Origin of the sequence: Vibrio sp. L5-1 (genome assembly GCF_021728315.1) — a bacterium.
Lineage (GTDB): Bacteria > Pseudomonadota > Gammaproteobacteria > Enterobacterales > Vibrionaceae > Vibrio > Vibrio splendidus_K.
The window spans coordinates 217532-241124 of sequence record NZ_JAKKCQ010000004.1 but is presented as its reverse complement, the minus strand read 5'-3'; the positions used below and the strand labels follow the sequence as shown (position 1 = coordinate 241124).

General features: G+C 43.0%; 22 protein-coding genes. 7 read left to right on the top strand and 15 right to left on the bottom strand.

From position 1 onward, the window contains the following. Positions 1–7: 7 nt before the first annotated feature. The 11 genes from L3V35_RS17315 to L3V35_RS17265 form a co-directional block, all read right to left on the bottom strand. The gene (locus L3V35_RS17315; protein ID WP_054547541.1) at positions 8–1456 is read right to left on the bottom strand and encodes a CpaF family protein; all 1449 of its coding nucleotides are present in this window, start codon (positions 1454–1456) and stop codon (positions 8–10) included. A 33-nt stretch (positions 1457–1489) separates the two neighbouring features. Then, the gene (locus tag L3V35_RS17310) at positions 1490–2710 is read right to left on the bottom strand and encodes an AAA family ATPase (protein ID WP_054547540.1); all 1221 of its coding nucleotides are present in this window, start codon (positions 2708–2710) and stop codon (positions 1490–1492) included. Between the two features lie 25 nt (positions 2711–2735). Further along, positions 2736–3233, bottom strand: a complete 498-nt coding sequence (locus tag L3V35_RS17305) for a TadE/TadG family type IV pilus assembly protein (RefSeq protein WP_054547539.1) — start codon at positions 3231–3233, stop codon at positions 2736–2738. Further along, a complete protein-coding gene (locus L3V35_RS17300) occupies positions 3233–3661 on the bottom strand; it encodes a TadE/TadG family type IV pilus assembly protein (protein WP_054547538.1) in 429 nt (142 codons plus the stop codon). Before L3V35_RS17300 ends, L3V35_RS17305 begins: the two co-directional genes overlap by 1 nt. A gap of 2 nt (positions 3662–3663) precedes the next feature. After that, positions 3664–4929, bottom strand: coding sequence for a TadE/TadG family type IV pilus assembly protein (locus L3V35_RS17295; RefSeq protein WP_054547537.1), 1266 nt, complete (start codon positions 4927–4929; stop codon positions 3664–3666). A gap of 16 nt (positions 4930–4945) precedes the next feature. Continuing rightward, complete coding sequence (locus L3V35_RS17290; protein ID WP_017087444.1) at positions 4946–5242, bottom strand: hypothetical protein; 297 nt, start codon at positions 5240–5242, stop codon at positions 4946–4948. Beyond that, complete coding sequence (locus L3V35_RS17285) at positions 5205–6659, bottom strand: type II and III secretion system protein family protein (RefSeq protein ID WP_004734456.1); 1455 nt, start codon at positions 6657–6659, stop codon at positions 5205–5207. The genes L3V35_RS17290 and L3V35_RS17285 overlap by 38 nt, the downstream gene beginning before the upstream one ends. Positions 6660–6667: 8 nt before the next feature. Further along, on the bottom strand, positions 6668–7417 hold the full coding sequence (gene cpaB / locus L3V35_RS17280) for a Flp pilus assembly protein CpaB (protein ID WP_004734457.1): 750 nt from the start codon (positions 7415–7417) through the stop codon (positions 6668–6670). Next, positions 7410–8759 (bottom strand): hypothetical protein, encoded by a 1350-nt coding sequence (locus L3V35_RS17275; RefSeq protein WP_054547536.1) that lies wholly within the window; start codon positions 8757–8759, stop codon positions 7410–7412. The genes cpaB and L3V35_RS17275 overlap by 8 nt, the downstream gene beginning before the upstream one ends. 37 nt (positions 8760–8796) lie before the next feature. Beyond that, positions 8797–9327 carry an A24 family peptidase gene (locus tag L3V35_RS17270; protein WP_029222297.1) on the bottom strand — a complete coding sequence of 177 codons (531 nt, stop codon included), beginning with the start codon at positions 9325–9327 and terminating at the stop codon, positions 8797–8799. A gap of 157 nt (positions 9328–9484) precedes the next feature. After that, positions 9485–9655: a hypothetical protein gene (locus tag L3V35_RS17265; RefSeq protein WP_004734461.1), complete on the bottom strand. Its 171-nt coding sequence runs from the start codon at positions 9653–9655 to the stop codon at positions 9485–9487. A gap of 194 nt (positions 9656–9849) precedes the next feature. On the opposite strand from L3V35_RS17265, the gene L3V35_RS17260 reads away from it, so the two are divergent. The 3 genes from L3V35_RS17260 (at position 9850) to L3V35_RS17250 (ending at position 13610) form a co-directional block, all read left to right on the top strand. Next, positions 9850–10593 carry an AraC family transcriptional regulator gene (locus tag L3V35_RS17260; protein WP_054547535.1) on the top strand — a complete coding sequence of 248 codons (744 nt, stop codon included), beginning with the start codon at positions 9850–9852 and terminating at the stop codon, positions 10591–10593. Between the two features lie 83 nt (positions 10594–10676). Next, a complete protein-coding gene (locus L3V35_RS17255; protein WP_054547534.1) occupies positions 10677–12365 on the top strand; it encodes an AMP-binding protein in 1689 nt (562 codons plus the stop codon). Positions 12366–12704: 339 nt separating this feature from the next. After that, positions 12705–13610, top strand: coding sequence for a LysR substrate-binding domain-containing protein (locus L3V35_RS17250; RefSeq protein ID WP_237300328.1), 906 nt, complete (start codon positions 12705–12707; stop codon positions 13608–13610). Between the two features lie 113 nt (positions 13611–13723). Here the strand turns inward: L3V35_RS17250 and L3V35_RS17245 are convergent, their stop codons facing one another. After that, positions 13724–13930, bottom strand: coding sequence for a DUF1127 domain-containing protein (locus tag L3V35_RS17245; protein WP_076645905.1), 207 nt, complete (start codon positions 13928–13930; stop codon positions 13724–13726). 103 nt (positions 13931–14033) lie between these two features. On the opposite strand from L3V35_RS17245, the gene L3V35_RS17240 reads away from it, so the two are divergent. Beyond that, complete coding sequence (locus tag L3V35_RS17240; protein ID WP_102326217.1) at positions 14034–14984, top strand: LysR substrate-binding domain-containing protein; 951 nt, start codon at positions 14034–14036, stop codon at positions 14982–14984. Between the two features lie 45 nt (positions 14985–15029). Next, positions 15030–15242: a VF530 family protein gene (locus tag L3V35_RS17235; protein ID WP_012604684.1), complete on the top strand. Its 213-nt coding sequence runs from the start codon at positions 15030–15032 to the stop codon at positions 15240–15242. Between the two features lie 271 nt (positions 15243–15513). On the opposite strand, the gene fusA is transcribed toward L3V35_RS17235, so the two are convergent. Together fusA and radA are read right to left on the bottom strand one after the other, a co-directional pair. Next, positions 15514–17601 (bottom strand): elongation factor G, encoded by a 2088-nt coding sequence (gene fusA, locus L3V35_RS17230; RefSeq protein ID WP_004734469.1) that lies wholly within the window; start codon positions 17599–17601, stop codon positions 15514–15516. Between the two features lie 234 nt (positions 17602–17835). Further along, positions 17836–19218: a DNA repair protein RadA gene (gene radA / locus L3V35_RS17225; protein WP_054541846.1), complete on the bottom strand. Its 1383-nt coding sequence runs from the start codon at positions 19216–19218 to the stop codon at positions 17836–17838. Positions 19219–19378: 160 nt separating this feature from the next. On the opposite strand from radA, the gene L3V35_RS17220 reads away from it, so the two are divergent. Then, positions 19379–21727 carry a PilZ domain-containing protein gene (locus L3V35_RS17220; protein WP_237290378.1) on the top strand — a complete coding sequence of 783 codons (2349 nt, stop codon included), beginning with the start codon at positions 19379–19381 and terminating at the stop codon, positions 21725–21727. Positions 21728–21817: 90 nt separating this feature from the next. Here the strand turns inward: L3V35_RS17220 and serB are convergent, their stop codons facing one another. After that, entirely contained in the window at positions 21818–22798 is a 981-nt protein-coding gene (gene serB / locus L3V35_RS17215) for a phosphoserine phosphatase (RefSeq protein ID WP_004734472.1), read from the bottom strand. 109 nt (positions 22799–22907) lie between these two features. On the opposite strand from serB, the gene L3V35_RS17210 reads away from it, so the two are divergent. Further along, positions 22908–23519: a YtjB family periplasmic protein gene (locus L3V35_RS17210; RefSeq protein ID WP_237300327.1), complete on the top strand. Its 612-nt coding sequence runs from the start codon at positions 22908–22910 to the stop codon at positions 23517–23519. Positions 23520–23593 lie beyond the last annotated feature (74 nt).

Sequence of the window (23593 nt, the reverse complement as noted above, 5' to 3'; positions counted from 1 at the left end):
TCCCTCCTTAACCTTTGGTCTCACTAAAGAGCTCGAAAGGCAGGTCGAGTCCACGTTTGACTAACTGGTCATGGTATTGGGGCACAACCCCTGTTGCCGTGAAATAACCGATAATATTGCCATCTTCATCAATACCTTTCCGTTGAAAACGGAATATTTCCGACATCGTAATCACCTCACCTTCCATGCCGTTAATCTCTTGGATACTCACCATACGACGCTTACCATCTTCTTGGCGTTCCATTTGAACAACAAGGTGGATAGCCGAAGCAATTTGAGCTCGTAAATTTTTGGTTGATATGTTCCACCCTGCCATCGAGAACATGTTTTCGACACGACTTAAGGCATCACGAGGGGTATTCGCGTGAATGGTAGCAAGAGATCCATCATGACCGGTATTCATCGCCGCTAGCATGTCAACGGCTTCGCTACCACGAACCTCCCCAACCACGATTCGATCAGGTCGCATACGCAAGGTATTTTTAACCAATTCGCGCTGGCTGATTTCTCCCTTCCCTTCTAGGTTCGCAGGACGGGTTTCTAGGCGAATGACATGTGGTTGTTGCAGTTGTAATTCTGCCGAGTCTTCTATGGTAATAATTCTTTGGTCTCGCGGAATGAAACCAGAAAAGATATTCAGTGTGGTTGTTTTCCCTGACCCCGTCCCTCCTGAAATCAAGATATTCAGCTCACCTTTCACCGCAGCCTCTACAAATTTAGCCATCTGAGGCGAGACTGAGTCGTAACCAATTAAGTTATCCATCGTCAAACGATCGACGGCAAAACGACGAATCGAAACTGAAGGGCCATCGAGTGCGAGAGGCGGGATAATCGCATTCACACGGGAACCATCAACTAAGCGGGCATCTACCATAGGTGATGCTTCATCTATACGACGACCAACCTGACTGACGATACGATCAATAATGTTTCTTAAATGGCGGTCATCAAGAAAAGTATAGGGCGTTTTTTCGAGTTTACCCCTTCGCTCAACGTAAACACTTTTTGGGCCGTTGACTAATATATCCGATACAGTTTGATCAGCTAATAAGGGCTCCAACGGACCAAGGCCAAAAACTTCATCTTCTATCTGTTTGATAACCCGTTTACGTCCTTCTGCGCTGAGTGCATGACTACCATCATCAGCCATCAACTGAACGATAGCTTCGTGTAAGTCGAGCTTAGCGCGCTCCTTCTCCAAACTCGAAAGTAATCCTAAATCTAGGGTTTCAAGCAGCTGCTTATGAAAGAAGTGTTTGATTGATAATTCTTGCTCCAGTACTTTTCGAGCCTCGTCAATCGCCTTCTCTTTTTCAACACTCGCTTCTATCCGAGTATGACTAGACGTCTCAACACTTGATAAACCTTCAACAGGATTGGCATCTTCTGAATCATGCGAAATCTGTTCTACTTTTTTTTCAAACTCTGGATTTACATTTTTCCGTTTAAAGAACATCACAATCCCTCGTGTTTACTTTTCATCAACCCATTATGAAAACAACTTTTTCAGCCACCCTTTCTCTTCCTGCTCTGGTGGTGAAAGAACATGAGATAAGTCGATGATAGAGCGAGTAATAGAGCTTTTTTTTCTCGACTGAACTAACGGCTGCCCCAAGTTGGCACTCTCTAGCGCGACTTTAAAATCATTTGGCATAAGGTGTATGTCGTGGTTGCCCACTGCTTGCTCAATGTCTTTCAACTTAATTGAATGTCGCTTTTCATAACGGTTGAGAATGACCTCTATTGAATCGCTTTGTATGCCGTACTCAAATTTCAGAGATTTAATTAATCGACTTGTGTTTTTTACTGACACTAAGCTCTGTTGCAAAACCAAAAGTACTTTCGTCGCAGGTGATATTGCTGATGCAAATACGTGATCTAAGCCTCTAGACAGATCAATGATCACATAAGGGTAAAAACGACGCAGAATTGGAAGTAATCTGCCAATTTTCTGAGCCTGCTCGAAGTCATCAGCGTTATTTTCATGTTTAAAGCTTAGAACATGGAGGCCTGATTCGTGTTTATTTACCAAAGAGCCCAAAGACATTTCATCCAAGTCATTAGAACTGTTGATCGCATCCGAAACACTATAAGTCGGTGCTATGTTCAAATAATCTGGAATCACGCCAAATTGAAGGTCGATATCGAGTAAAAGAACTTCGTTAGGGTGTTGAATAGCTATCTCAATGGCAGTATTCAACGCCAAGGTGGTTGCTCCCATCCCTCCTTTGGTATTCAAAAACAAGATAAACTCCCCGTAACTGGAGTTCTCAAGTTTTTCGGAAGCGGTTTTCTTCAATAATGGAAGTAAGTCCGATAGAGTCACATGGTGAGACAAAAAATCTGATGCCCCTAAGCGAAGTGCGATTTTTAGTGACCCATTATCACTTTCATCACCTAGTACAACTAAAGACAAATCCTTGTCTTCTAAAGACAAATCATACCCTTGCAACTCAACCATTTTTTGCGCCCAGTTCCCATTAGCTTCAACGAAAATAAGCTCTGGAACATCTGCACTTTTTAAGTATTCTTCACTCATTGCTCCAAGAGAAAATGACGTTACATGAACATTTCGGCATTTTTTTAGCTCTTGACTCATATGTGAATGAAAGGCGTCAGTGCTATAGACTAACCAAACCTTTAGGTTCGTTCTTAAACGCGTCATATCTTTATCGTTTTCATTAGGCGTTATTTTGATCGCTTCCCCCATACATTCATCTCCTTTAAATAACCGCTTATGGGCACCGACTCTTGATGTCAGTGCCAGCTTCAGCCCTCACTACCCCCAAGCTTTCAGCTGGTAGTATTGTCTCAAACGCAGGGGCTGCAAGAAATCCATTCTCTCCTAGAAAGCTTAGGTTACTGATTAACTGAATGCCATAACCCGTAGCCCTAGAACGCACAAATTTAATAGTGCCAAATCCAGGGTTAGTCTCGTAACCAGACGTAATTTCACTACCGCTCGCGTCTAAGTAAGCCACTTCTAAATTCGCATTAGTAAACCCAACAAGAGGAATATCATCCACCACCATTCCCGCAATATTGTCTCTATCAAGAACGGAGCATACCGTCGCTAACCTAGCTGCCTTCCTAGTCGCTTCGTTGACCATTTGCAGCGAAAATACATACGCACCTAACGCTAAAATGAGAAACAACAACAAAAAAACAAACCCCGAGACAATGGTAAATTCAATGATGGCAAGCCCTTTAATACGCCTGTTAAACCTTTTCATCACAGTACCCTCATCACTGAAGTGACACTTAACGGAATAGAAAAACTTGTGGCAGATAAAGGAATAGATAAAAACAACGGCACATAGTCATATGTCACGCTGACTCGCACATAACTGTCAATAGAGGGTGGTGTTACTGTTACATCTGCAGTCGTCAATGTAGACAATACTGCTGTCCCAACGCTGCTCTGACCATAAACCACCACATTTTGAATCTCTAAAGTTGGTGCAATAGTGCCACCTTTTGTATCGTAAACCTCACTAACAGCATATCGTGCGCCATTTTGTACAGACTTAGAGATAACATTGTAGTGAATCAGAACATTGCCAAGCTCGATCACCAAACCCAAAAAAAACAGTAATACAGGGGTTGCAATGACCATCTCTACAGCAGCAAAACCACGTTGATGTTTATTAGATAGCATCATAATCACGACTCCCCACTATCAGGATCCTTATACAAAACAATCTTGTAAGCTCCTTCGGTTGTCGACTGATTACTACCAGAGCCACCAGTGACACTGCAAGAGTGGATAAACTCACCAAAAACGGCGGGTGTACCTGAGTTGTTAGTTGGTGCTCTTTGCAACAAGAAAAAGCAGCCAATTTTATTCACTGTAAAGTCGGTAGAGCCGCCACTTTTACCCGAGCAGTCCACCATAGGTATAGGTAAAATACGACGCCAAGCAACACCATTAGATGCGCACCCAGAACCACCACTTGCTATACAGGCGTTGGTATCTGATTCATATTGAGCGTAATCGTAGCTCTCATCGAAAGTGATTTCTCCGGTATTGGCATCAATCGTGATTTCATTGGTAGGTTCTGTAGTCACATAATCTGATGGGTAATCGGATGCCGATAATCCACCGCCATAATCACCAAAACGAGTATTCAAACCATCACCTGTAGGACCAACCGTACCACCTGGTTTGGTTGTGATATCTTCGCCAATTTTAACTGGCTGATCATAACTACCACCTAAGCCTTCTTTGATTGTGTTACCACCAGAACCAAAGTCCAACAGGTGATAATTACCATTACCCATTTCAGATAAGCTACTGTCTCCCACCTTCAAGGCATGAACAGTCCCTATCTCATAACCAAACACACTGGTTATCTCTTCACCAGTTTCATCATGAAAGCCGTCTTCTGGAGAAATATCGTTATCGGAGGTGCCATCACCAATACACACTCCAATGGGTACAACATTATTATAAGCGAGGCCTGAGCTGGGACCTGCAACAGCACTTGCCGATACCACTTTTTCAAGACCAAACAGTTGAATAAAGAATTCATCCATCTCTAGTGCATCCACGCGAACACGCACATACACATCATCAGTTGAATTAAACGTCGCCGTGCCTGTAAAATCCTGCGGATCATTCGAATAATCAATACTTATAGAAGCGGTCGAGAAATCAATTTCTTGGTTCCCTGTTGAAGCCGCCATGGCATTGAGTGCCGTGCCTACCTCCGCGTCTACTGCGTTTTTATCTTTACTATTGTCTAATATGGTTGCAGCAGCCAACGTTGCAGAATCAACTGCATTTTGTAAGCGCGTTTTATTCACAACCATATGGTTTATGTCTACAGCTAACGCTGAGACAGCTAAAAAAACCAACAAAGCAGCAGTAATCATCACCGCAACTAAGCCTTGCTGTTTTTTCGGGCTTTGTGATACTCGATACAACATATGAGTACCTCCAGATTTAGTTAAAATCTTCTAAGATCTGGCTACTACTTCCGGACAGATCGTTTTCACCTCTGCCAACATATTTGTCGTAACCAGTCTGCATCCGCTCCCCTGTACCATCAGGTACTTCGAGTAAATTCTCTTGGGTAGCATTAGGGTTATACGTTTGCTCTGTTTTCACTAGTGCTACCGAGTGCCCTAAACGAGCATCGTTCGCACAGCCAACTAATAACATAGCGAGAAAGATCATCATTATTTTAGTCATATCTATCCCCTTATAAATCATGCCCAAATGAGCCTTCGCTACCACCATCAGTCGGTGATATATCCTGTGACGCTTGAGATTGCTCTGAATCAGATTCAGACGGTTCAGCTATGTAAGCGCCTCGACCCAATAAGTAATATTCCAAGTCATTAGGGTCAACAAAAGCATCTGTGGGTAAGGTCACTTTGCTTCTATCAATAGGCTTTGCCAACCTTGGAGTTACTAAGATTACTAATTCAGTTTCTCCAGATATGTACTCTTGACTGTTAAAAAGTTGGCCTAAAATCGGCACATCTCCAAAACCTGGCATCTTGTTACTGATGTCCCTAACATTTTCACTCAACAACCCCGCAATACCAATAGTTTGCCCATCAGCTAGCTCCAGTGTTGATGACGCACTACGCCGAGTAATAGGTGGGATAAAATAAGTGGCATTGGTGGTACCCGGGTCAATGGTTAATGAGCTGGTATTGGCTATCTCACTAACATCAACGGCTAGATTTAAATTGATTTTCTTATCACTGAGTACCGTCGGTATAAATTTAAGCCCTACACCGTATTCTTTGTATTCTATGGTAATGCCATCTTCGTCTGGCACAGGGATAGGAAATTCACCACCGGCTAAAAACTCAGCCTTAGAACCACTTAATGCGGTTAAGTTCGGTTCAGCCAATACCTTAGCGACCCCGTTTTGTTTTGCTACGTCCAATGCGAAAGTAAACAGAGTATTACTATCAATGAAAGACCCTAATATGCCGTAGTCCGTCGACGTAGGAATATTGAAGATAGGCGTAGCCCCTAATACTCCGGCAGGTACAGAGGACGCCCCCCAAGAAAAGTCAGATCCACTGGTTTGGAAAAAATGGAAGTTCGCATCAAACTTTCTCACTAAGCTTCTTTGAACCTCGGCAACCGTCACCTCTAACATAACCTGTTGCGCACCACCTATAGACATCAGGTTGATAACACCTGTCGCATCGGCTTGCTCACTGCCACTTTCATTAGATTTATCGGCGGTTTGCCCCGATGAATAAGTTTCCGCGATTCTCATCGCCACATTCATTTGTTGCTGGTTACTGACCTGGCCACTCAACAATAAGCGATTCTGCGCACTGTGCACTTCAATAGTTTCATCCGGAAGAAACTCATACAATTTAGCTTTGAGGCTATTAAGATCATGAGTAACCTCGATGTTAATAGACTCGATCAACTGACCTCGTGAATCCCAAGCCATCAGGTTTGTCGCACCTAATTTTTTACCAATTAAAAACAGTTCATTTGACTTTAAAATTACAATATCTAAGACTTCAGGATCACCAAGAGAAACCTTCGCCGCTTTTCCCGACAGCACCACATGCGTAGATTTATGATGTGGAACCGTGACTGTTTTTCCTGTCTGTAATGCCGCAACACTGGCCGTCGAAAAACAAATCAGGCTCAAAACACACGCAATTAATATTTTCATATTTCACCTCAATCCTTGACGCGCACATTAGATGTTTCTGTACCTTTGATAATGGTGACACTTGGTCTAGGCACATATCGACGAACCACTTTTTTCTCTACTTCGTGTGGGTTTCTCAAAGTCAGCTGAATGCTGCCTTTGCTTTTAGCCGTGAGAAGTTTCTCGGCCTCTTTCGGCGTCATCTCAAGAGTTACCGCTCGTACAATAATCGGACTGTTTTCTTTCGTTTTAGCTGTTTGGTCTACAGCCAAAACCTTAATATCTTTAAGAACCGTTTGAGTCGCTGCAGAATTTTTTCCGTAAGAAATGGTATTGAGAATATCAACCTTATTACCCGGTAATAAGAACCCCGCCACACCAATAACATCATCAACACGTATCGTTACCGCACGTTTATTTTCAGGGATAAGAGCGGCAAGTGTTGACCCTTCTCCTGGTACAGTAAATCGTAACTTGTGAAGCACCTCTCCGGCATAGATAGTATTAGCAACAACCTTGCCAATCAGGTCCGCTTTATCCGAATAGTTATTTTCATTAATCCAGTCAACTTCCATCAACCTGGTGGTTAAAAACTGATCCTCGATAATGGTTCCGGCTTCAATTTCTTGTGATGCGACAACAACGGGGCGACGCTCGACCGTTTCAACTTCAACGGTTGGCTGAACTTGATCATCCATCCACTGCTTAGCAAAAAATACAGCCGCTAAGCCGAATACTACGGACAGTAAAAACAGTAGGAAAACTTGACTCTTATTCATTATTCTCTTCCTCGTGTCCATCAGAGGTAAAATAGACTTCCCATGCCATGGAAAGAATATCGAATGTGATAACAGGTGGGAGTTGCTCAAACGAAAGAATGTCTTTGCTTATACCAACGAGATCTTTCGGTAAACAAGGGAAAAGTGGCACCTTAAGAAGCGTGTGCATTTGAGACAAACGCTCAAAGAAACCATCTTGAAGCTCCATCTCTTTTTCAGCGACGACGCTCATCCATAAAGCTTCATAATCTCGCTGACTCAGCGGCTTGAATTCAATTTTGTAACCTAAACGACGTAAAAATGCAGGGTCGCTTATTTTCTTGGGATTTAGATTGGTAGAAAAGGCAAGCGTTAGAACAAACGGCATCGTGATTTGCTGGCCGTTAGGTAGCGATAAATAATCGAAGGAATATTCCATCGGTACAATCCAACGGTTAAGAAGCGCATCCACAGGCATGGGCTGTCGGCCAAGGTCATCAATGATAAAAATCCCATTATTCGCCATCATTTGCACTGGAGCTAACCAGACACGACTGTTCTCAGAATGATTAACTTCAAGCATATCCATAGTGAGCTCTCCACCCACCTGGATATTTGGCCTTTCACAATTAAGCCAGCGCTTGTCGTATTGATCTTTGAGGGAAATACGTTTATCGCTGCCGTTGTTATCTAACGGTTTATGATGTTGTGCAGAAAACACTTTAATGATGTTGCCTAATGCATAAACGGCATAAGGAATGAAAACAGACGTATGCAGCGCATTGACAATACGTGAAGCTACAAATGTTTTACCCGTCCCCGCATGCCCATACAGCAACAAAGCTCGTCCCGAATTGATTGCTGGCCCCAATACCGAAATCATTTTGTCGACACCATATACATCATTCAGTGCTGCTTCGACATGTGGCCGAGTCACTAGCTCTGCTCTTAGATCCTGCTGCTTTACCACATCACTATATTGAGTAAGTGAAACGGGGGCAGGCCCTAAATAAGCATCACGTTTAAAGGCAAGATCAGCTTCTTCAAGTCCTTTCTCAGAAAGGGAATAGCGAACGTGACTATGAGATGCAGATGAGAGAGAAAGGTTAGAGGTTGGTTGAAAAACTTCAATCAATGACTTTGTTCTCAACACAGCCAACGCACTTTCAACAATATGTGTCACAACACACAAATAGTTAGAAAGCTCTAAAACATCCGACTTGGGGTAGGCTGACAGGTGCTTCAACACAAGGTTTTCTATAACAACTTCAGGAACACCCAGCATATCAATAGATGTAGGAACGGCTGGGGCTGAAATTTGAGGCTTCAAAGTTGTTGGAGCAGTACGCCCTATAATATCCATATATTATTCATCTCCACAAAGCTAACCAACAACAGATTTAAGTAAAGTAGCTATACATCGCCAATCCCATGACAACAGAGGGTGCAAAAGGCATCGTCACCTTATTTGAATACCTAGCGTGAAAACTCGCACTTTCATCTAATACAGGTGCTACTCCACCAAGCACAATTAGCTTATTTTCAAAATAGCCTTTGATACTAAGATTGTTCGAGTTGGAAAAGTTATATAGCAGGTAGAAAGTCCCGATAACTCCAGCAGAAAGTAAGATAAAGTACGACGCACCAAGTAACTGTCCCCACCCGAGATACATCCCCACAATACCCAATAACTTCACATCTCCTGCAGACATAGCTCTTAAAAAATATAAGAGTAATCCAAAACAAAAAAACACTACGAATCCAACGAAGGACATTAAGAAAACATCAAAGGAGTAATTGCGGTTAAACATTGATAAGAAGTACACAAACAAAAACAGTATCAATATTTTGTTTGGTATACGATGTTTCTCAACATCGTATACCGAAACTGCAATTAGCAATGCCCAAAAAACTGAAGGCTCATTAATCATATATTTCATTCATACATTCGAAAAAATGCTCTGGATTTTACTCAGTAAGGCTGCTGCCATCCCAGAAAAAACCAACCCTATAGCAATAACAAGTAAGGCTGCAGCGATAATGTAGGCAACCGAAGTAAGCCCTCTTTGCTGCCTCACTCCTTTTAGATCATAAACCATTAACGATTGTATTCAGTTTAGCTGCCAGTGTAGTCCCTAAACCAGAAAATACGGTTGTCAAACCTAATACCAGTAAAGCTGCACCGATTACATACTCGATTACAGTCAACCCTTCTTCATCTTTCATGAATTCTTTACAATTATTCAAAAACTTATCCATGAGAACCTCTCCTTGATTTGCGTATCAGGCTTTGTTTACCTGTAAACTAAATCTAGAGGTGAGAGATATATTCGGTTAGGATTTTTTTGCCATTTACTTGCACTTTTTTGTGGTACTTCTAATCTAATTATTACGCAACGTAATTGTTCTATTTTTACACCTTCATTTTAATATGAAATAGAGTTGGTATTTATATGGAAGTAATAACGCCCTTATTAACAGATAAAGACAGTGATTTTAATGCTGTTATTATCAATAAAATAAGCCACTACTTTTCTATTAAAAACTTTGGACAAGATATATCTATAATCAGTAACTTAGATGTCAGACTGGTGTTTTTTATATTGAATAAGACAGATAAACTTCAACTACTTACAATGGCTTTATCTATTTGCGAGAACCTAAATAAAAGAATAGTCATTATTTGCTCAGACCCGTTACCTAATATCGTTCGAAATCATAAGAATATATTTTTTATTATCGAAACAAACAGTAAACATCTGACCAGTAAGTTCGAAGAACTACAACGTAAAACGCAACATATCTTCGAGCCTCACTTTGATCTCGACCGAGATACAAACAACAACAATCAATTACCTGCAAAGTTGTTTACCTCTGAAGTCGTTAACTTTGTTATGGACAACATCAACAAAGAAATCAGAGAAACAGAAATCGCAGAAAAGTGTCATTGTTCAACAACCTACTTTTCTAAGAAGTTTCATCTACACTTTGGGGTAAGTTTTAGAGACTTTGTGTGCGATAAACGAATCCTGTTAGCCAAAAAGTTAATCGAAGCCGATACCGAATCAAAAATAGCTGTTATTTCTTACCAATGTGGATACAAGGATGTGTCGTATTTTTCAAGAATCTTTAAGAAAAGGACCGGAGTAACACCCGCAAGTTACAGACGTGCCTGCACGGATAACAGAAAACGCTAATTTTACTCCCTAAAAGAAAAAACCATGGTACATTTAACATGATTTTAACAAAAATAACTTAGCGAAAAACATGGAGTTAGACAATGATTCAGCCTAACGAGTTTAGCCAAGAAAAAGCAACAGCTCTCCCTACACCCAATGACATGATTTTAAAATGGGCAGAAGAACGCCCAGATGAAGTCTATTTAAAACAAATCATCAACCGCCAATTTGTTGAATTTACTTATAAAGAAGTGGCCGACAAAGCACTAAAACTGGCGTCAGCATTAGAAGGATTCGGAGCCCAACCCGGCGATCGAGTCGCTCTCGTTTCAAAAAACTGTGCAGAGTGGTTTATCTGTGATCTTGCCATGATGTTAGGAGATTTTGTCAGCGTCCCAATCTTTCCAACAGCGGGGGCAGACACTATTCAATACTGTATTGAACACAGTGAAAGTAAAATTGTAATTGCCGGTAAGCTTGATGATCCTAAAGCCACTCAAAAAGTACTCGATGATAATCCGAGTCTAATTAGTATCTCGTTACCCTACGATACTGCCGCTAAGTGCCAGCACACTTTTGAGCAACTTATCGAAACACATGAACCCTCAACCAAAAGACCTCAGCATCACGATGATAAGCTGATGTCGCTTGTTTATACTTCGGGTACGTCTGGGTTACCGAAAGGCGCAATGCTCACGTATGGTGCCTTTACATGGTCAGTTCAGAGGTTAATCGATCACATTGGTATCCAACCTGGCGATCGCCTGTTTTCTTACCTGCCGCTTGCCCATATAACCGAACGAGTGTACATCTTTGGTTCTTCAGTGATGGGTGGGGTGGTTACTGCTTTCCCTGAATCTTTAGACACATTTATTGATGATGTAAAAATGCATCGTCCAACTTTGTTTATTTCAGTTCCTCGTTTATGGACTCTATTCCAACAACGAATCCAAGATAAACTTCCACAGAAAAAACTGAACTTCTTACTTAAAATTCCGTTCGTGAATAACCTCATTAAGAAGAAACTGGCTGATGGTCTGGGGTTAGACCAAGCTCGCGTTCTTGGCTGTGGCTCAGCTCCGGTATCACCAGCTCTACTTGCATGGTATGAGAGTGTTGGCCTACACATTACCGAAGCTTGGGGAATGACTGAGTCTTTCGCCTACAGCACGATTAACCACCCGTTTAGAGCAGACAAAATTGGCACTGTAGGTAATGCTGGTCCAGGCATCGAACTCAAAATTGCAGAAGACGAAGAGATTTTAGTTCGAAGCAAAGGCATGTTCTCTGGTTATTACAAAAATGACATTGCAACTCAAGAATCTTTTAACTCAGAAGGTTGGCTTCATACGGGTGATATTGGTGATGTTGACAGCGAAGGCTATTTAACGATTCGTGGGCGTAAGAAAGATACCTTTAAAACCGCGAAAGGCAAGTTTGTCGCTCCTGTACCCATCGAAAATAAACTGTTTGAGTACAGTCGTGTAGAAATGATGTGTTTGATAGGCTTAGGCTTGCCTGGCCCTATCCTGCTCGTGGTACCGCATGACTTCCCTAATTTTGATCGGGCTCGTTACGAAAGAACAAGCAAACGCGTCATTGAAAAAATGAACGAACAGTTAGCTTCGCATGAGAAGATCAAAGGCGTACTGATGATTAAGGAACCATGGAGCATCGATAATGGTGTTCTTACTCCAACTCTCAAGATAAAGCGACATATCCTTGAGCAGAAATACCATGAAGTCGGTCATAACTGGCCGAAAGATAAATTGGTAGTTTGGGAAGAGTAATCAAAATCGAGAAGGAGCCAGTACGGCTCCTTTTTTTGTAAGCTCAACTTATAGGTATTTAGTGTAATCAGCCGCATCATTGCTCCCATTGTCCAGACCGATGTCCTCCCTCATTCGACTGCTAAGCGATTCCAAACTAATAACTTGTCTCGATTTAGCCGTCTTACTCATCTTGGTTTTATCATCAACTTTAAGCATCTGATTAACAAATCTGCCGACCCAACAGGTTATTGTTTTCATTTTATCTCTCTTGTATTCCTTGTTTACTTGTCGCTATTATGAAAACAACCTGTTCGATAAGCGAACAACCATTCCTAACAAGAACTATAAGAAGAAGTTATGGACAATAGACTGCGCCACCTTTCCGGACTTCGTTACTTCGAAGTCGCAGCTCGCTTGAGCAGCTACAGCAAGGCAGCAGAAGAACTGTTTGTTAGCCAAGCAGCCGTCAGCCAAAAGATCCGCCAGCTAGAGGAACAGCTTGGATGTAAGCTTTTTATTCGTAAAGGACGCGTAATGGCCTTAACACAAGAAGGACGTACCCTTTTTAAGCATGTCTCGGACGGGTTCGAAGAGGTAATCGTAGGATTAAATAAGATCCAATCAGAGCCCCTTCAAGGCGTTCTTGTTGTTAGCAGCCCTCCTTCATTTGCTTCCCGCTGGCTGCTGCCGAGGCTTTGGAAATTCTCAGTCAAACACCCTGAGATTCCAATCAAGATCCTTACAGGCTGCGACACACCAAACTTAAAGCATGGAGAAATTGACGTCGCTATTCGACAAGGTGAAGACCTTTGTGTTGAGGAAGGCTTGAGTCTTGAGATGCTAATCAACGAACCCATCTATCCTTTTTGTTCACCTGAACTGGCCAACTATTTAAAGTTCACGTCACCAGAACAATTACTCAAATGTTGGTTAATTCAATTTAATAGCGGATGCTTCCCTTGGGAAGAGTGGTTCAAACAAGCCAACATATCCACTCAAGGCAAAGCGATGCAGTGGATGAAAGTAGGTACCTTTGATATGGGGTTAACGACTGTCATGGCTGGACATGGGGTCTGCCTTGCTACGGATAGCTTGGCTGGTGATTTTATCGAACGCGGTCTACTCGTTAAGCCATTCAATATTGGGATGACGCCCGGTGTTCAGGTCAACCTATGCTTTGATCCTAGCTCTCCAAGAAAAGAGCGAGTGACAGCGTTTACTCATTGGTTACATGAAGAAGTAAACGAGGTATTGGAGAACTAGCTCTGCCTATCAGCTCCTGAAATAAACAGTTCCCCAATAACTAAATACAGAATAGCAACGTAACTCTTCCTCGCCGACAAAGCTATGTTGAGTAAAAGCTACGTTGCCCTGACTCACTCCCAAAACGATTTCTTCAGTTCTTTATCGACTTGATTCTGCGTAATCCCGACATCTCTCAATAAATACTCTGGTAACTCAGACAGCTGTTGTCTGGTTCTACGATTCTGAAGATAACGCTCAAAGTTAGAATAGAATTTCTTAACTGATAACGATGATAAGAATAATTGGTTAGCCCTTGATGTCGCTGTTATCGTGTTCATAGCCTTTCTCCTGTTGATCTTTCGCTTTGTTATGGACAATAATTGACCAACAGAGCAACATCGACAAACGATAGATACTGACATTCAGTTAAGGAAAACTAATGTGAGAGAACGCACCCCACCATTCCAAGGGATCTACTATTTTTACACTGCGGCTGAAACTGGCAGTTTTAAACTTGCGGCTGAAAAGCTGTTTGTCACGGCAGCTGCCGTCAGCCAACAAATTCGTCAACTTGAAGAGTGGTTAGGTGCAGACTTGTTTATTCGTCAGCACCGAAAAATAGTACTCACTCATGAAGGTGAAGTGCTTTACCTGCAAGCTAAGAAAGGCTTTGCCCACATTCAAGATGGTGTGAGGCGAATTAACCAAGACCCAAACCCCACTCAACTGTCTATTTCGACCGTGCCATCATTTGCCCAACACTGGTTGGTACCTAGAATTGGTGATTTTCGCGATCGCCACCCTGATCTATCCATGTTGATTGAACCGACCAACAAACTAGTGACGTTTGAAGACTCTAATGTCGATGTCTGCGTTCGATATGGTCATGGTAATTATCCAAACATTGAATCGCGTTGGTTAATGGACGAAGTGGTTTACCCTGTCTGCCACCCTATCTACCAAGAGAAGCATGGTATTTATGACATCGACGATCTACACAAAGCTGAGCTAATTGAAGACCGCTGGCCTGATATGGATTGGAATCTATGGTTAGATGTTGTTGGAGCAAAGGCAGGACGCTCATCACTGCAATTTGATGGTTCGCATTTTGTTTTAGAAGGCGCGTTATCCGTTCAAGGTGTCGCACTGGTTAAGCACAGCTTGGTTTATCGGTATTTGCAGGAAAAGAAGCTGGTACGGATAGGTAACATCGCACTTAAGCCCAAATACAATTACTTCCTATGTGCGCCAGCTGGATACTTTCATCGTGAGAAAATCAAACGCTTTGAAGCTTGGATGCAAAGTCAGGTTCAGTTGTTTGGAAATAAAGGTCGAGAAGAACTTTCTATTATCGAGACAGATTACGAGCTGAAATGGTCTGATAATTCATAAAGCGAAACTGGTATACTGAGCTCAAATCAATGGCGAGAACATCTCATGACACAAGACAATAATCCACTTCACGGTATCACTCTACAGAAGCTACTGACAGAATTGGTTGAACATTACGGTTGGGAAGAATTGAGTTACATGGTGAACATCAACTGTTTCAAAAAAGACCCAAGCATTAAATCTAGCTTAAAGTTTTTGCGTAAAACAGACTGGGCTCGTACCAAAGTAGAGCAGATTTACATTGATTTGAAACGCTAGTCCCTCTCTTTTTAGCTCTATCTAAATTTGTCCCGTATTCACTTAGTACGGGGCCACATCACATCTCACATCTCGCATCTCGCATCTCGCATCTCGCATCTCGCATCTCGCATCTCGCATCTCGCATCTCGCATCTCGCATCTCGCATCTCGCATCTCGCATCTCGCATCTCGCATCTCGCATCTCGCATCTCGCAGTATATTACAAGCAACAAAAAGCCCCGCAAGCTTTCACTTGCGGGGCTTTTTTAGTTAATTTAGAAAAGAGCTAATTACTTACCAGCTTCTTTTTCTGCTTTAACTTTAGCGATTACTTCTTCTGCCACGTTCATTGGACATGGAGAGTACTGTGCGAATTCCATAGAGAATTGGCCACGGCCTGAAGTAATTGTACGCAGGTGACCGATGTAACCAAACATTTCTGAAAGTGGTACGTCAGCTTTAATACGAACGCCAGTTACGCCAGCTTGTTGATCTTTGATCATGCCACGACGACGGTTAAGGTCACCGATAACATCACCAACGTGATCTTCTGGAGTAAATACGTCAACGTTCATGATTGGCTCAAGAAGTTGCGCGCCAGCTTTAGGCATAGATTGACGGAATGCACCTTTAGCTGCGATTTCAAATGCGATTGCAGATGAATCGACTGCGTGGAAACCACCATCGTAAAGTTCAACTTCAACGTCTAGCGTAGGGAAGCCAGCTAGTACGCCGTTTTCCATCATGCCACCAAAGCCTTTCTCAACAGCAGGCCAGAATTCTTTAGGTACGTTACCGCCAACAACTTTTGAAGAGAACGTAAAGCCAGAACCAGGTTCGCCAGGCTTGATACGGTAATCGATCTTACCGAATTGACCAGAACCACCAGACTGTTTCTTATGCGTGTAGCTATCTTCAATTGCTTGAGTGATAGTTTCACGGTAAGCAACTTGAGGAGCACCAACTGTTAGGTCAACGCCGTAAGTACGCTTAAGGATATCTACCTTGATGTCTAGGTGAAGCTCACCCATACCTTTCAGGATAGTTTCGCCAGTTTCTTCGTCAGTTTCAACTTGGAAAGATGGATCTTCTGCAACCATTTTACCGATAGCGATACCCATTTTCTCAGAACCGCCTTTATCTTTTGGAGATACAGCGATAGAGATTACTGGAGTTGGGAATACCATTGGCTCAAGCGTTACTTGATCTTTAGGATCACATAGAGTGTGACCTGTTTGCACGTTCTTCATACCAACGATCGCAATGATGTCACCAGCTTGTGCGCTAGTTAGTTCGTTACGGTCATCAGCTTGCATCTCAACCATACGGCCAACACGCTCAGTTTTACCTGTGAATGAGTTAAGAATCGTGTCGCCTTTGTTCAATTTACCAGAGTAAATACGAACGAAAGTTAGAGCACCGAAACGGTCATCCATGATTTTGAATGCAAGCGCTTTAAACGTTTCTTCAGTAGAAACGATAGCGTGGTTGCCAGTTTCTTCACCGTTCTCGTCCATTAGAGGTTGAGGATCAACTTCAGTTGGAGAAGGTAGGTAATCTACAACAGCGTCAAGAATGATTTGAACACCCTTGTTCTTGAATGCAGAACCACAGTAAGTTGGGAAGAACGCTAGGTCACGAGTACCTTTACGGATACAACGCTTGATGTCTTCGATAGAAGGCTCTTCACCTTCCATGTAAGCTTCCATTAGGTCATCGTCTTGCTCTACAGCAGTTTCGATTAGCTCTTCACGGTATTGCTCTACGTCGTCTACCATGTCCGCAGGAACATCCAGAATTTCGTAGTTTTCAGGAAGACCAGTGTCATCCCAAACGTATGCTTTACGGCTTAGAAGGTCTACAACACCCACGAATTCATCTTCGCGGCCGATTGGTAGAACCATAACTAGAGGAGTTGCACCTAGAACGTTTTTAACTTGGTCAACAACGTTGTAGAAATCTGCACCCATACGGTCTAGTTTGTTAACGAAGATCAGACGAGATACTTCTGATTCGTTAGCGTAGCGCCAGTTAGTTTCTGATTGTGGTTCAACACCACCAGAACCACAGAATACACCGATACCGCCATCAAGTACTTTAAGAGAACGGTATACTTCAACTGTGAAGTCAACGTGTCCAGGAGTATCGATAACGTTTAGACGGTGACCGTTCCAGAAACAGCTTACAGCTGCTGATTGGATAGTAATTCCGCGCTCAGCTTCCTGTTCCATGAAGTCAGTAGTTGATTCGCCATCATGTACTTCACCAGTCTTGTGGATCTGACCAGTTAGCTTAAGGATACGCTCAGTGGTAGTTGTTTTACCCGCATCAACGTGCGCGAAAATACCAATGTTTCTGTATTTCGATAAATCTGCCATTGTCTTACTCTGTTAATAGGATATAAAATGCGCGCAGAGTATATCACAATCTGTGAGGACTGATAGCTTTGCATGCATTTGGGACTAAAAAACTTTGCCTTTTTCTAACATATAGAAAAAGGCAATCTGTAGAAACAATCTAAATGATTGTTAAGTTTAGTGCTAACTTAAAGCGAAAATAGCGTTTAAGTTAGACTGAATTTCTGCTGTATAGAGTAGCTGAAGTGAGCTCAATTACAACTCATCAAAAGCATTAATTGCTTCTGATAATTTTTTCACACCATGGATCTGCATTCCTGGAATGCCCCCTTTTGGCATGTTGGCCGCCGGAACAATCGCTCTCTTAAAGCCATGTTTAAATGCCTCATTTAAGCGCTCTTGCCCGCTCGGTACAGGTCGAATCTCACCCGCTAGGCCTACTTCGCCAAAAACCACCACATCTTTTGGTAATGCGCGGTCTCTGAAACTAGAAAGTAGTGCCATCACCAATGCGAGATCGGCACTGGTTTCGGTTACTTTAACACCACCGACGACATTCACAAACACATCTTGGTCAGCCATTTGTAAGCCGCCATGTTTATGCAGCACGGCTAATAACAGTGAAAGCCTATTTTGTTCTAGACCAACAGCAACACGACGTGGATTAGCTAGCTGGGAATAGTCCACCAGCGCTTGGATTTCAACAAGAAGTGGACGTGTCCCTTCCCACACAACCATGACCGAACTGCCCGAGGTTTCTTCTTCACCGCGAGACAAGAAAATAGCCGATGGGTTGCTGACTTCTTTTAGTCCTTGGCCTGTCATCGCAAAAACACCAAGCTCATTTACGGCACCAAAACGGTTTTTATGGCTACGCAGGGTTCTAAAACGACTATCCGTTCCGCCATCCAACAACACAGAGCAATCAATAATGTGTTCCAGTACTTTTGGCCCCGCTAATGTGCCGTCTTTAGTTACGTGTCCCACTAAGAACACCGCAACGTTGTTCTGTTTCGCATAGCGCGTTAATGCGGTTGCCGATTCGCGCACCTGCGCCACACTGCCCGGAGACGATTGAACATCAGCGACATGCATAACTTGGATTGAGTCGATAACCATGATTTTAGGTTGCTCTTTTTCGGCAATCTGACAGATCTTATCAACATTGGTTTCAGAGAGCATTTTGAGATGTTCTTTCGGTAAACCGAGTCGAGAAGCACGCATCGCGACTTGTTGCAGTGATTCTTCACCAGTGACATAAAGTGTTGGCAACTGAGAAGAGAGCTGACACATGGTCTGCAACAACAGCGTTGATTTACCGGCACCAGGGTTACCACCAATCAGAATCGCAGCGCCAGGTACGACACCACCACCGAGTACGCGGTCGAGTTCTTTGAAACCACTGCTAAAGCGCGGAACTTCTTGCAGGTTAATTTCCGATAATGTCTGAACGCTCGATTCTGTTGCCCCACCCGCGTAACCACCACTGAGTCGTTCATTACGCGCAACTTGAGGTGAAGCCGCTAGCCTAACTTCTGTAATCGTGTTCCAAGCACCACATGCATTGCACTGCCCCTGCCAACGTGGAAAGTCAGCACCACAGTCATTACACACATAAGCTCGCTTTGCCTTAGCCATAAAACCTCAATAATTTGCTTGGTAACTGGAAATGTTGCTATTTTGTGACCCTGTTGACCGTACGCATGAAAATAAAAGTTGCAGTGGGGCCACGAATACCTAAAGATCAAATACAACTTGTCGATAACAATAATGCACCGTCCATTCTAACAAGAAAAGTATGCAGCAATCTGAAATTCTATCTGTAGCAGAACGACTTATCCCGGCCTACCACGCTGAGGACTTTGAATTCCTTCTTTCTCAAATGACAGAAGGCGAATCGCCGTCTCTAAAGCTGCTTGTTAAAATGGAATTGAATCGTATCATGGCTCCGTGCACAAAGAGCATTGATTTACGCGGACGTATTGACACTGAATGTCGTCAATTTACGTTAGATGGTCGTAAACACTGGCTTGATGATATTGCTTTGAACGCGTATCAACGTGGTACTAAAAAGTTTAAAGGCTATACAGAGGGCGCGTGGGAGTTAGTGATGACTCCGCGAACTCAGCCACTTCGTAATATCGTTAAAACCTCGTCTCAACATAATCAAGATCTCACTAACGCTAATAGCCCGTATGAAGCGGAAGCCATTAACCTCGGTTACGACTTAAAGCGTCAAGAAAACAGACTCAAAATTAGCTCACAGGTTGAGATCACCACATCTAAAGGCCAAAGCCTACACGGTGTGACGGTTGATATTTCCCCGTCGGGTGCAAAATTCAAGGTACCGAGCGCCTTTAAGTACAACCTCGGTGAGATCATCAGCGTTAAGTTCACAGAGCTTATCGAAAAGTCGCAAGAAAACGATGTTTACCAAGCGGTCGAATTCCGCGTTCTGGGCATTGATGAGTCTTACGAGAATAACGCCGTCAAATTTTTAAGAACCATCAAGGTAAGCAATAACAATATTGTAGCCCGCTTGCTTGATGAATCTTTGAATAGCTCAAGCAAGAAAACCAGCCATGAGAATCAAGATAGAATCATTCGAACTCGTACTCGAGGTATCGAACACACCTATCTCAAGCACACCTGTAATCTTCCTCTTTTCTTTAGCGGCAGTGAACTAAAGCTTGCCCTACTGACGGATAACAACCATCCGCTGTGGCAATACTGGCACGATGAGCGAAACCAACAAGCACTGGGTACCCTGTTCAACGAACAACGAATGAACTTGCTGGCTAAACCTGGCGTAAAGGGAACCAGTAACGTTATTTACTCGTTTACTCATGAGCATCAAGACAAGACCTTGTTCTACTCAATGATGCTTCCTGAAGCCTCTCGAGAGCAAAGACAGTTGTTTTGGCACATCGGTGGTAAACGTAAAAGCTGGAAGGCGTTCAAGTTCTCGGTGTTCGAACTTTCAGACACCGAGCGACAAGCCTTAGCCAAGCACTCGGATACGTTAGCTCAAAGCTCAGCACAACTGACGCATTGTGGAATTTTGCAAGAGATTGGCGATCACGAAAGTGCGGCTGACTATCTATTGAGTGAAAAACCGCGCATTCCAAGCAGTGAACTGAACCGCTTCCGTCACCCGCGTTCTGTAGTGGGGAATATTCAAAGTATCTACTTCGACTCTCAAACTCGTCGTAAAGAACCGAGGTATCAATTTAAGTCACCGTTACAGCTCACCTCACAAGATGGCGCCGCGGCTAACGGACATACCTTAGATATCTCAAAACGTGGACTCAGCATTGCTCTTGAGCATCCGATGGTACTCAAGATTAATGACCCGGTATTAGTAAACTTCAATGAACTGCAGCTCTACGACAAAAACCTGCCATTAAGCACCGTGCCTTACCACGTGATTCGAGTCAGCCCGAATGGTCGCAACGTGCAGTTGGTTATCGCCGAGAACACGAAGACAATGCGTACTATCGCCTTTCTCAATGGGCTTATCGATCAAAACCAAAGCAAGTTGATTAAGAAGAAAGAGATACTGCCAACACACTCTCTGCTCGAGTCTCTACACAACATTTTGCTGAGCAAGATGGTCAGCAACCCAATATTCATCGATAAACCGGGCTCAACACTGCGTTGTAAGATCATTGGCGTAAACTTTCCGCTGAATAAACACTTAGCACTGCTCGCTAAACTTGGCCACAACCAAAAGTTCTCACTCGAACCTATTTTCAAAGGCCACTCTAACTCACTGTTGGCTGAACCACTGAAAAGAATTGAAGGTGCTGAGCCTAAACACCATGATGTCTATATTGCTGCGGTTAAGTTTGGCGACAAGATCCAATCCGTACACACGAAGTTGGTCAAAGACTTCGCCTCGGCAAAGGAACGCATCTTATTCATCAAGAAAGCTCAGCATTTAGGTGACGTGTATGTACTACGAGTCACTACTGCACCTATTTTTAATCCGCTAACGAGTTTATTCCAGTCTGATTTAGAAGAGCTCTCACGCATCAGCATGCACCAAGCTAAGAAGCTAGAAAATGAGGTCACAGCTTTTATTGGTTATGGTGAGATAGAAGATATTACCGATGAAGTGTTGATTCGCTTGGAGCTGACTCGCTAACCTACAGCGGCGTCTTAACTTGAACATGAAATAGAAAAAAGCAGGCTGATAGCCTGCTTTTTTGTATCCGTTATACCGTCTTAAATATGACTAAGGCTTCGCTTGCCAGCTGATTTTTTGCTGCTTAGCTAACACACCCGACAAGATGCAAAGTACCCCGCCTAAACCGGCATAACGCACAGCAGTTTGAGCTTGTTGCTCTACTTTTGGTTTCGCATGGTAGGCGATGCCTAAACCTGCAGAACCCATCATAACCAAGTCATTAGCACCATCACCAACGGCAACAGTGTTATGCAGTTCCAATTCGTACTCTTCAGCCAACTCTACCAAGATATCCGCTTTAGTCTGCGCCGAAACAACATCGCCTAAGACTTCACCCGTCAATTTACCATTGATGATTTCAAGCGTGTTTGACTGAGCGTGGTCAAGATCAAGCGTATCTTTCAGATAGTCAGAGAAGTAAGTAAAGCCACCTGAAGCAATTGCCGTCTTCCAACCAAGCTTATTCAGAGTATTCACTAGCTCAACCAAGTCTGGCATGAATGGCAATGATTGACGCACTTGCTCCAAAATAGATTCATCCGCACCTTTCAGTGCGCCTACTCGTTGGCGTAGGCTCTGTTCAAAGTCGAGCTCACCTTGCATTGCTCGCTCTGTGATTTCAGAGACTAATTCCCCCACTCCAGCTAGCTTTGCAATCTCATCGATACATTCAATTTGAATCGCTGTGGAATCCATATCCATTACAATCAAACCTGGCTTAGATAGGTCTGGGACCTCGCTAAGGCAAGCATAATCAAGCTTTAAGGCCTGTAGGATTTCTTCGTGTGCTGGTGTTAGGTTGCCTGACATCAAAGCCACTTCATAATGCCCTACCTTCCACGTATCAAGAATGGTGTTGTAAGTGCCTGTGAAAAAATCGATGTCATCGAATGATTGTGGTGATAGATACTCACCGAATACAATCCAGTTGGCTTTGGCTTTAGCGAGTTGAGAAGCGAAACGAGTCTCGGGGAGTCGAGTTAATAATGTCGTATGCCTTTTTATCGGCAGATATTTCTGAGCGTCCATGTGTATGATTCCTAATTAACTATGCTAAACGTTAACCTATTGCAATTTGAAAACGCAAGTCTCAATATGTCTTAATCATAACATTTGTTTATTTCAGGCTTCGTGAAACATGAATGAATCATTGTTCTCAATACGTAACGCTTTACGAATGCTAGCCCTCATTTTGCTGGCTACTATGTTCGTTGTAACGATTAAAAATACAGTCGTGATCAGTAAAGGTAACGAGAAGATCCAAGCAAAGCAGCTAGAAACGCTGACTAAATTGCTTATCTCTCAGGCATCACTCTCTGCCAGTAAAGCGATCACACAACAAGACCAAGAGCAACTGCTTGATCTCACCAATCAGCTGTCTCAGGATCGCTTGGTATTCGATACCACGATATACGATGCAGAGGGGATTCGACTGGCTTCGAGTGAAAAAGCACTCTCAGTACGCGAAGTTCTAGGCTTAGATACGCCACTTTCAACAGCAAGTATCGGCAGACAGCAATTAGTTGAACCTATCTACTCTCCAGAGAAAGCGATCATTGGATTCATTCGTGTGACCTTTGAAACGGGTAAGATGACGGCGATTTCTGATCACCATTATCGTAAAAGTGATCGCTACATGATCGGCATGGTGTTGATGGGGTTTGTCAGTGGCGTGCTGTTTGTCATGCTCATTCGTAGAAGAAAAACAAAGTCTGGTGAGAACTTGCTGCTTAAGAATGCAAACTCATAAGCTTTGTCATAGAATCTTGGAATCTTGGAATCTTGGAAACTTGCGCTCTTGGAATCACGAAATAAAAACCTCGG

Coding starts and splice junctions, on each gene's coding strand:
- L3V35_RS17285 (WP_004734456.1), bottom strand. CDS start 6,659: ATGAAAATATTAATTGCGTGTGTTTTGAGCCTGATTTGTTTTTCGACG.
- L3V35_RS17290 (WP_017087444.1), bottom strand. CDS start 5,242: ATGGTGGTAGCGAAGGCTCATTTGGGCATGATTTATAAGGGGATAGAT.
- L3V35_RS17300 (WP_054547538.1), bottom strand. CDS start 3,661: ATGATGCTATCTAATAAACATCAACGTGGTTTTGCTGCTGTAGAGATG.
- serB (WP_004734472.1), bottom strand. CDS start 22,798: ATGGACGCTCAGAAATATCTGCCGATAAAAAGGCATACGACATTATTA.
- L3V35_RS17210 (WP_237300327.1), top strand. CDS start 22,908: ATGAATGAATCATTGTTCTCAATACGTAACGCTTTACGAATGCTAGCC.
- L3V35_RS17265 (WP_004734461.1), bottom strand. CDS start 9,655: ATGGATAAGTTTTTGAATAATTGTAAAGAATTCATGAAAGATGAAGAA.
- L3V35_RS17250 (WP_237300328.1), top strand. CDS start 12,705: ATGGACAATAGACTGCGCCACCTTTCCGGACTTCGTTACTTCGAAGTC.
- L3V35_RS17295 (WP_054547537.1), bottom strand. CDS start 4,929: ATGTTGTATCGAGTATCACAAAGCCCGAAAAAACAGCAAGGCTTAGTT.
- L3V35_RS17275 (WP_054547536.1), bottom strand. CDS start 8,759: ATGGATATTATAGGGCGTACTGCTCCAACAACTTTGAAGCCTCAAATT.
- L3V35_RS17260 (WP_054547535.1), top strand. CDS start 9,850: ATGGAAGTAATAACGCCCTTATTAACAGATAAAGACAGTGATTTTAAT.
- L3V35_RS17235 (WP_012604684.1), top strand. CDS start 15,030: ATGACACAAGACAATAATCCACTTCACGGTATCACTCTACAGAAGCTA.
- radA (WP_054541846.1), bottom strand. CDS start 19,218: ATGGCTAAGGCAAAGCGAGCTTATGTGTGTAATGACTGTGGTGCTGAC.
- L3V35_RS17245 (WP_076645905.1), bottom strand. CDS start 13,930: ATGAACACGATAACAGCGACATCAAGGGCTAACCAATTATTCTTATCA.
- cpaB (WP_004734457.1), bottom strand. CDS start 7,417: ATGAATAAGAGTCAAGTTTTCCTACTGTTTTTACTGTCCGTAGTATTC.
- L3V35_RS17310 (WP_054547540.1), bottom strand. CDS start 2,710: ATGGGGGAAGCGATCAAAATAACGCCTAATGAAAACGATAAAGATATG.
- L3V35_RS17255 (WP_054547534.1), top strand. CDS start 10,677: ATGATTCAGCCTAACGAGTTTAGCCAAGAAAAAGCAACAGCTCTCCCT.
- L3V35_RS17315 (WP_054547541.1), bottom strand. CDS start 1,456: ATGTTCTTTAAACGGAAAAATGTAAATCCAGAGTTTGAAAAAAAAGTA.
- L3V35_RS17220 (WP_237290378.1), top strand. CDS start 19,379: ATGCAGCAATCTGAAATTCTATCTGTAGCAGAACGACTTATCCCGGCC.
- L3V35_RS17270 (WP_029222297.1), bottom strand. CDS start 9,327: ATGATTAATGAGCCTTCAGTTTTTTGGGCATTGCTAATTGCAGTTTCG.
- fusA (WP_004734469.1), bottom strand. CDS start 17,601: ATGGCAGATTTATCGAAATACAGAAACATTGGTATTTTCGCGCACGTT.
- L3V35_RS17305 (WP_054547539.1), bottom strand. CDS start 3,233: ATGAAAAGGTTTAACAGGCGTATTAAAGGGCTTGCCATCATTGAATTT.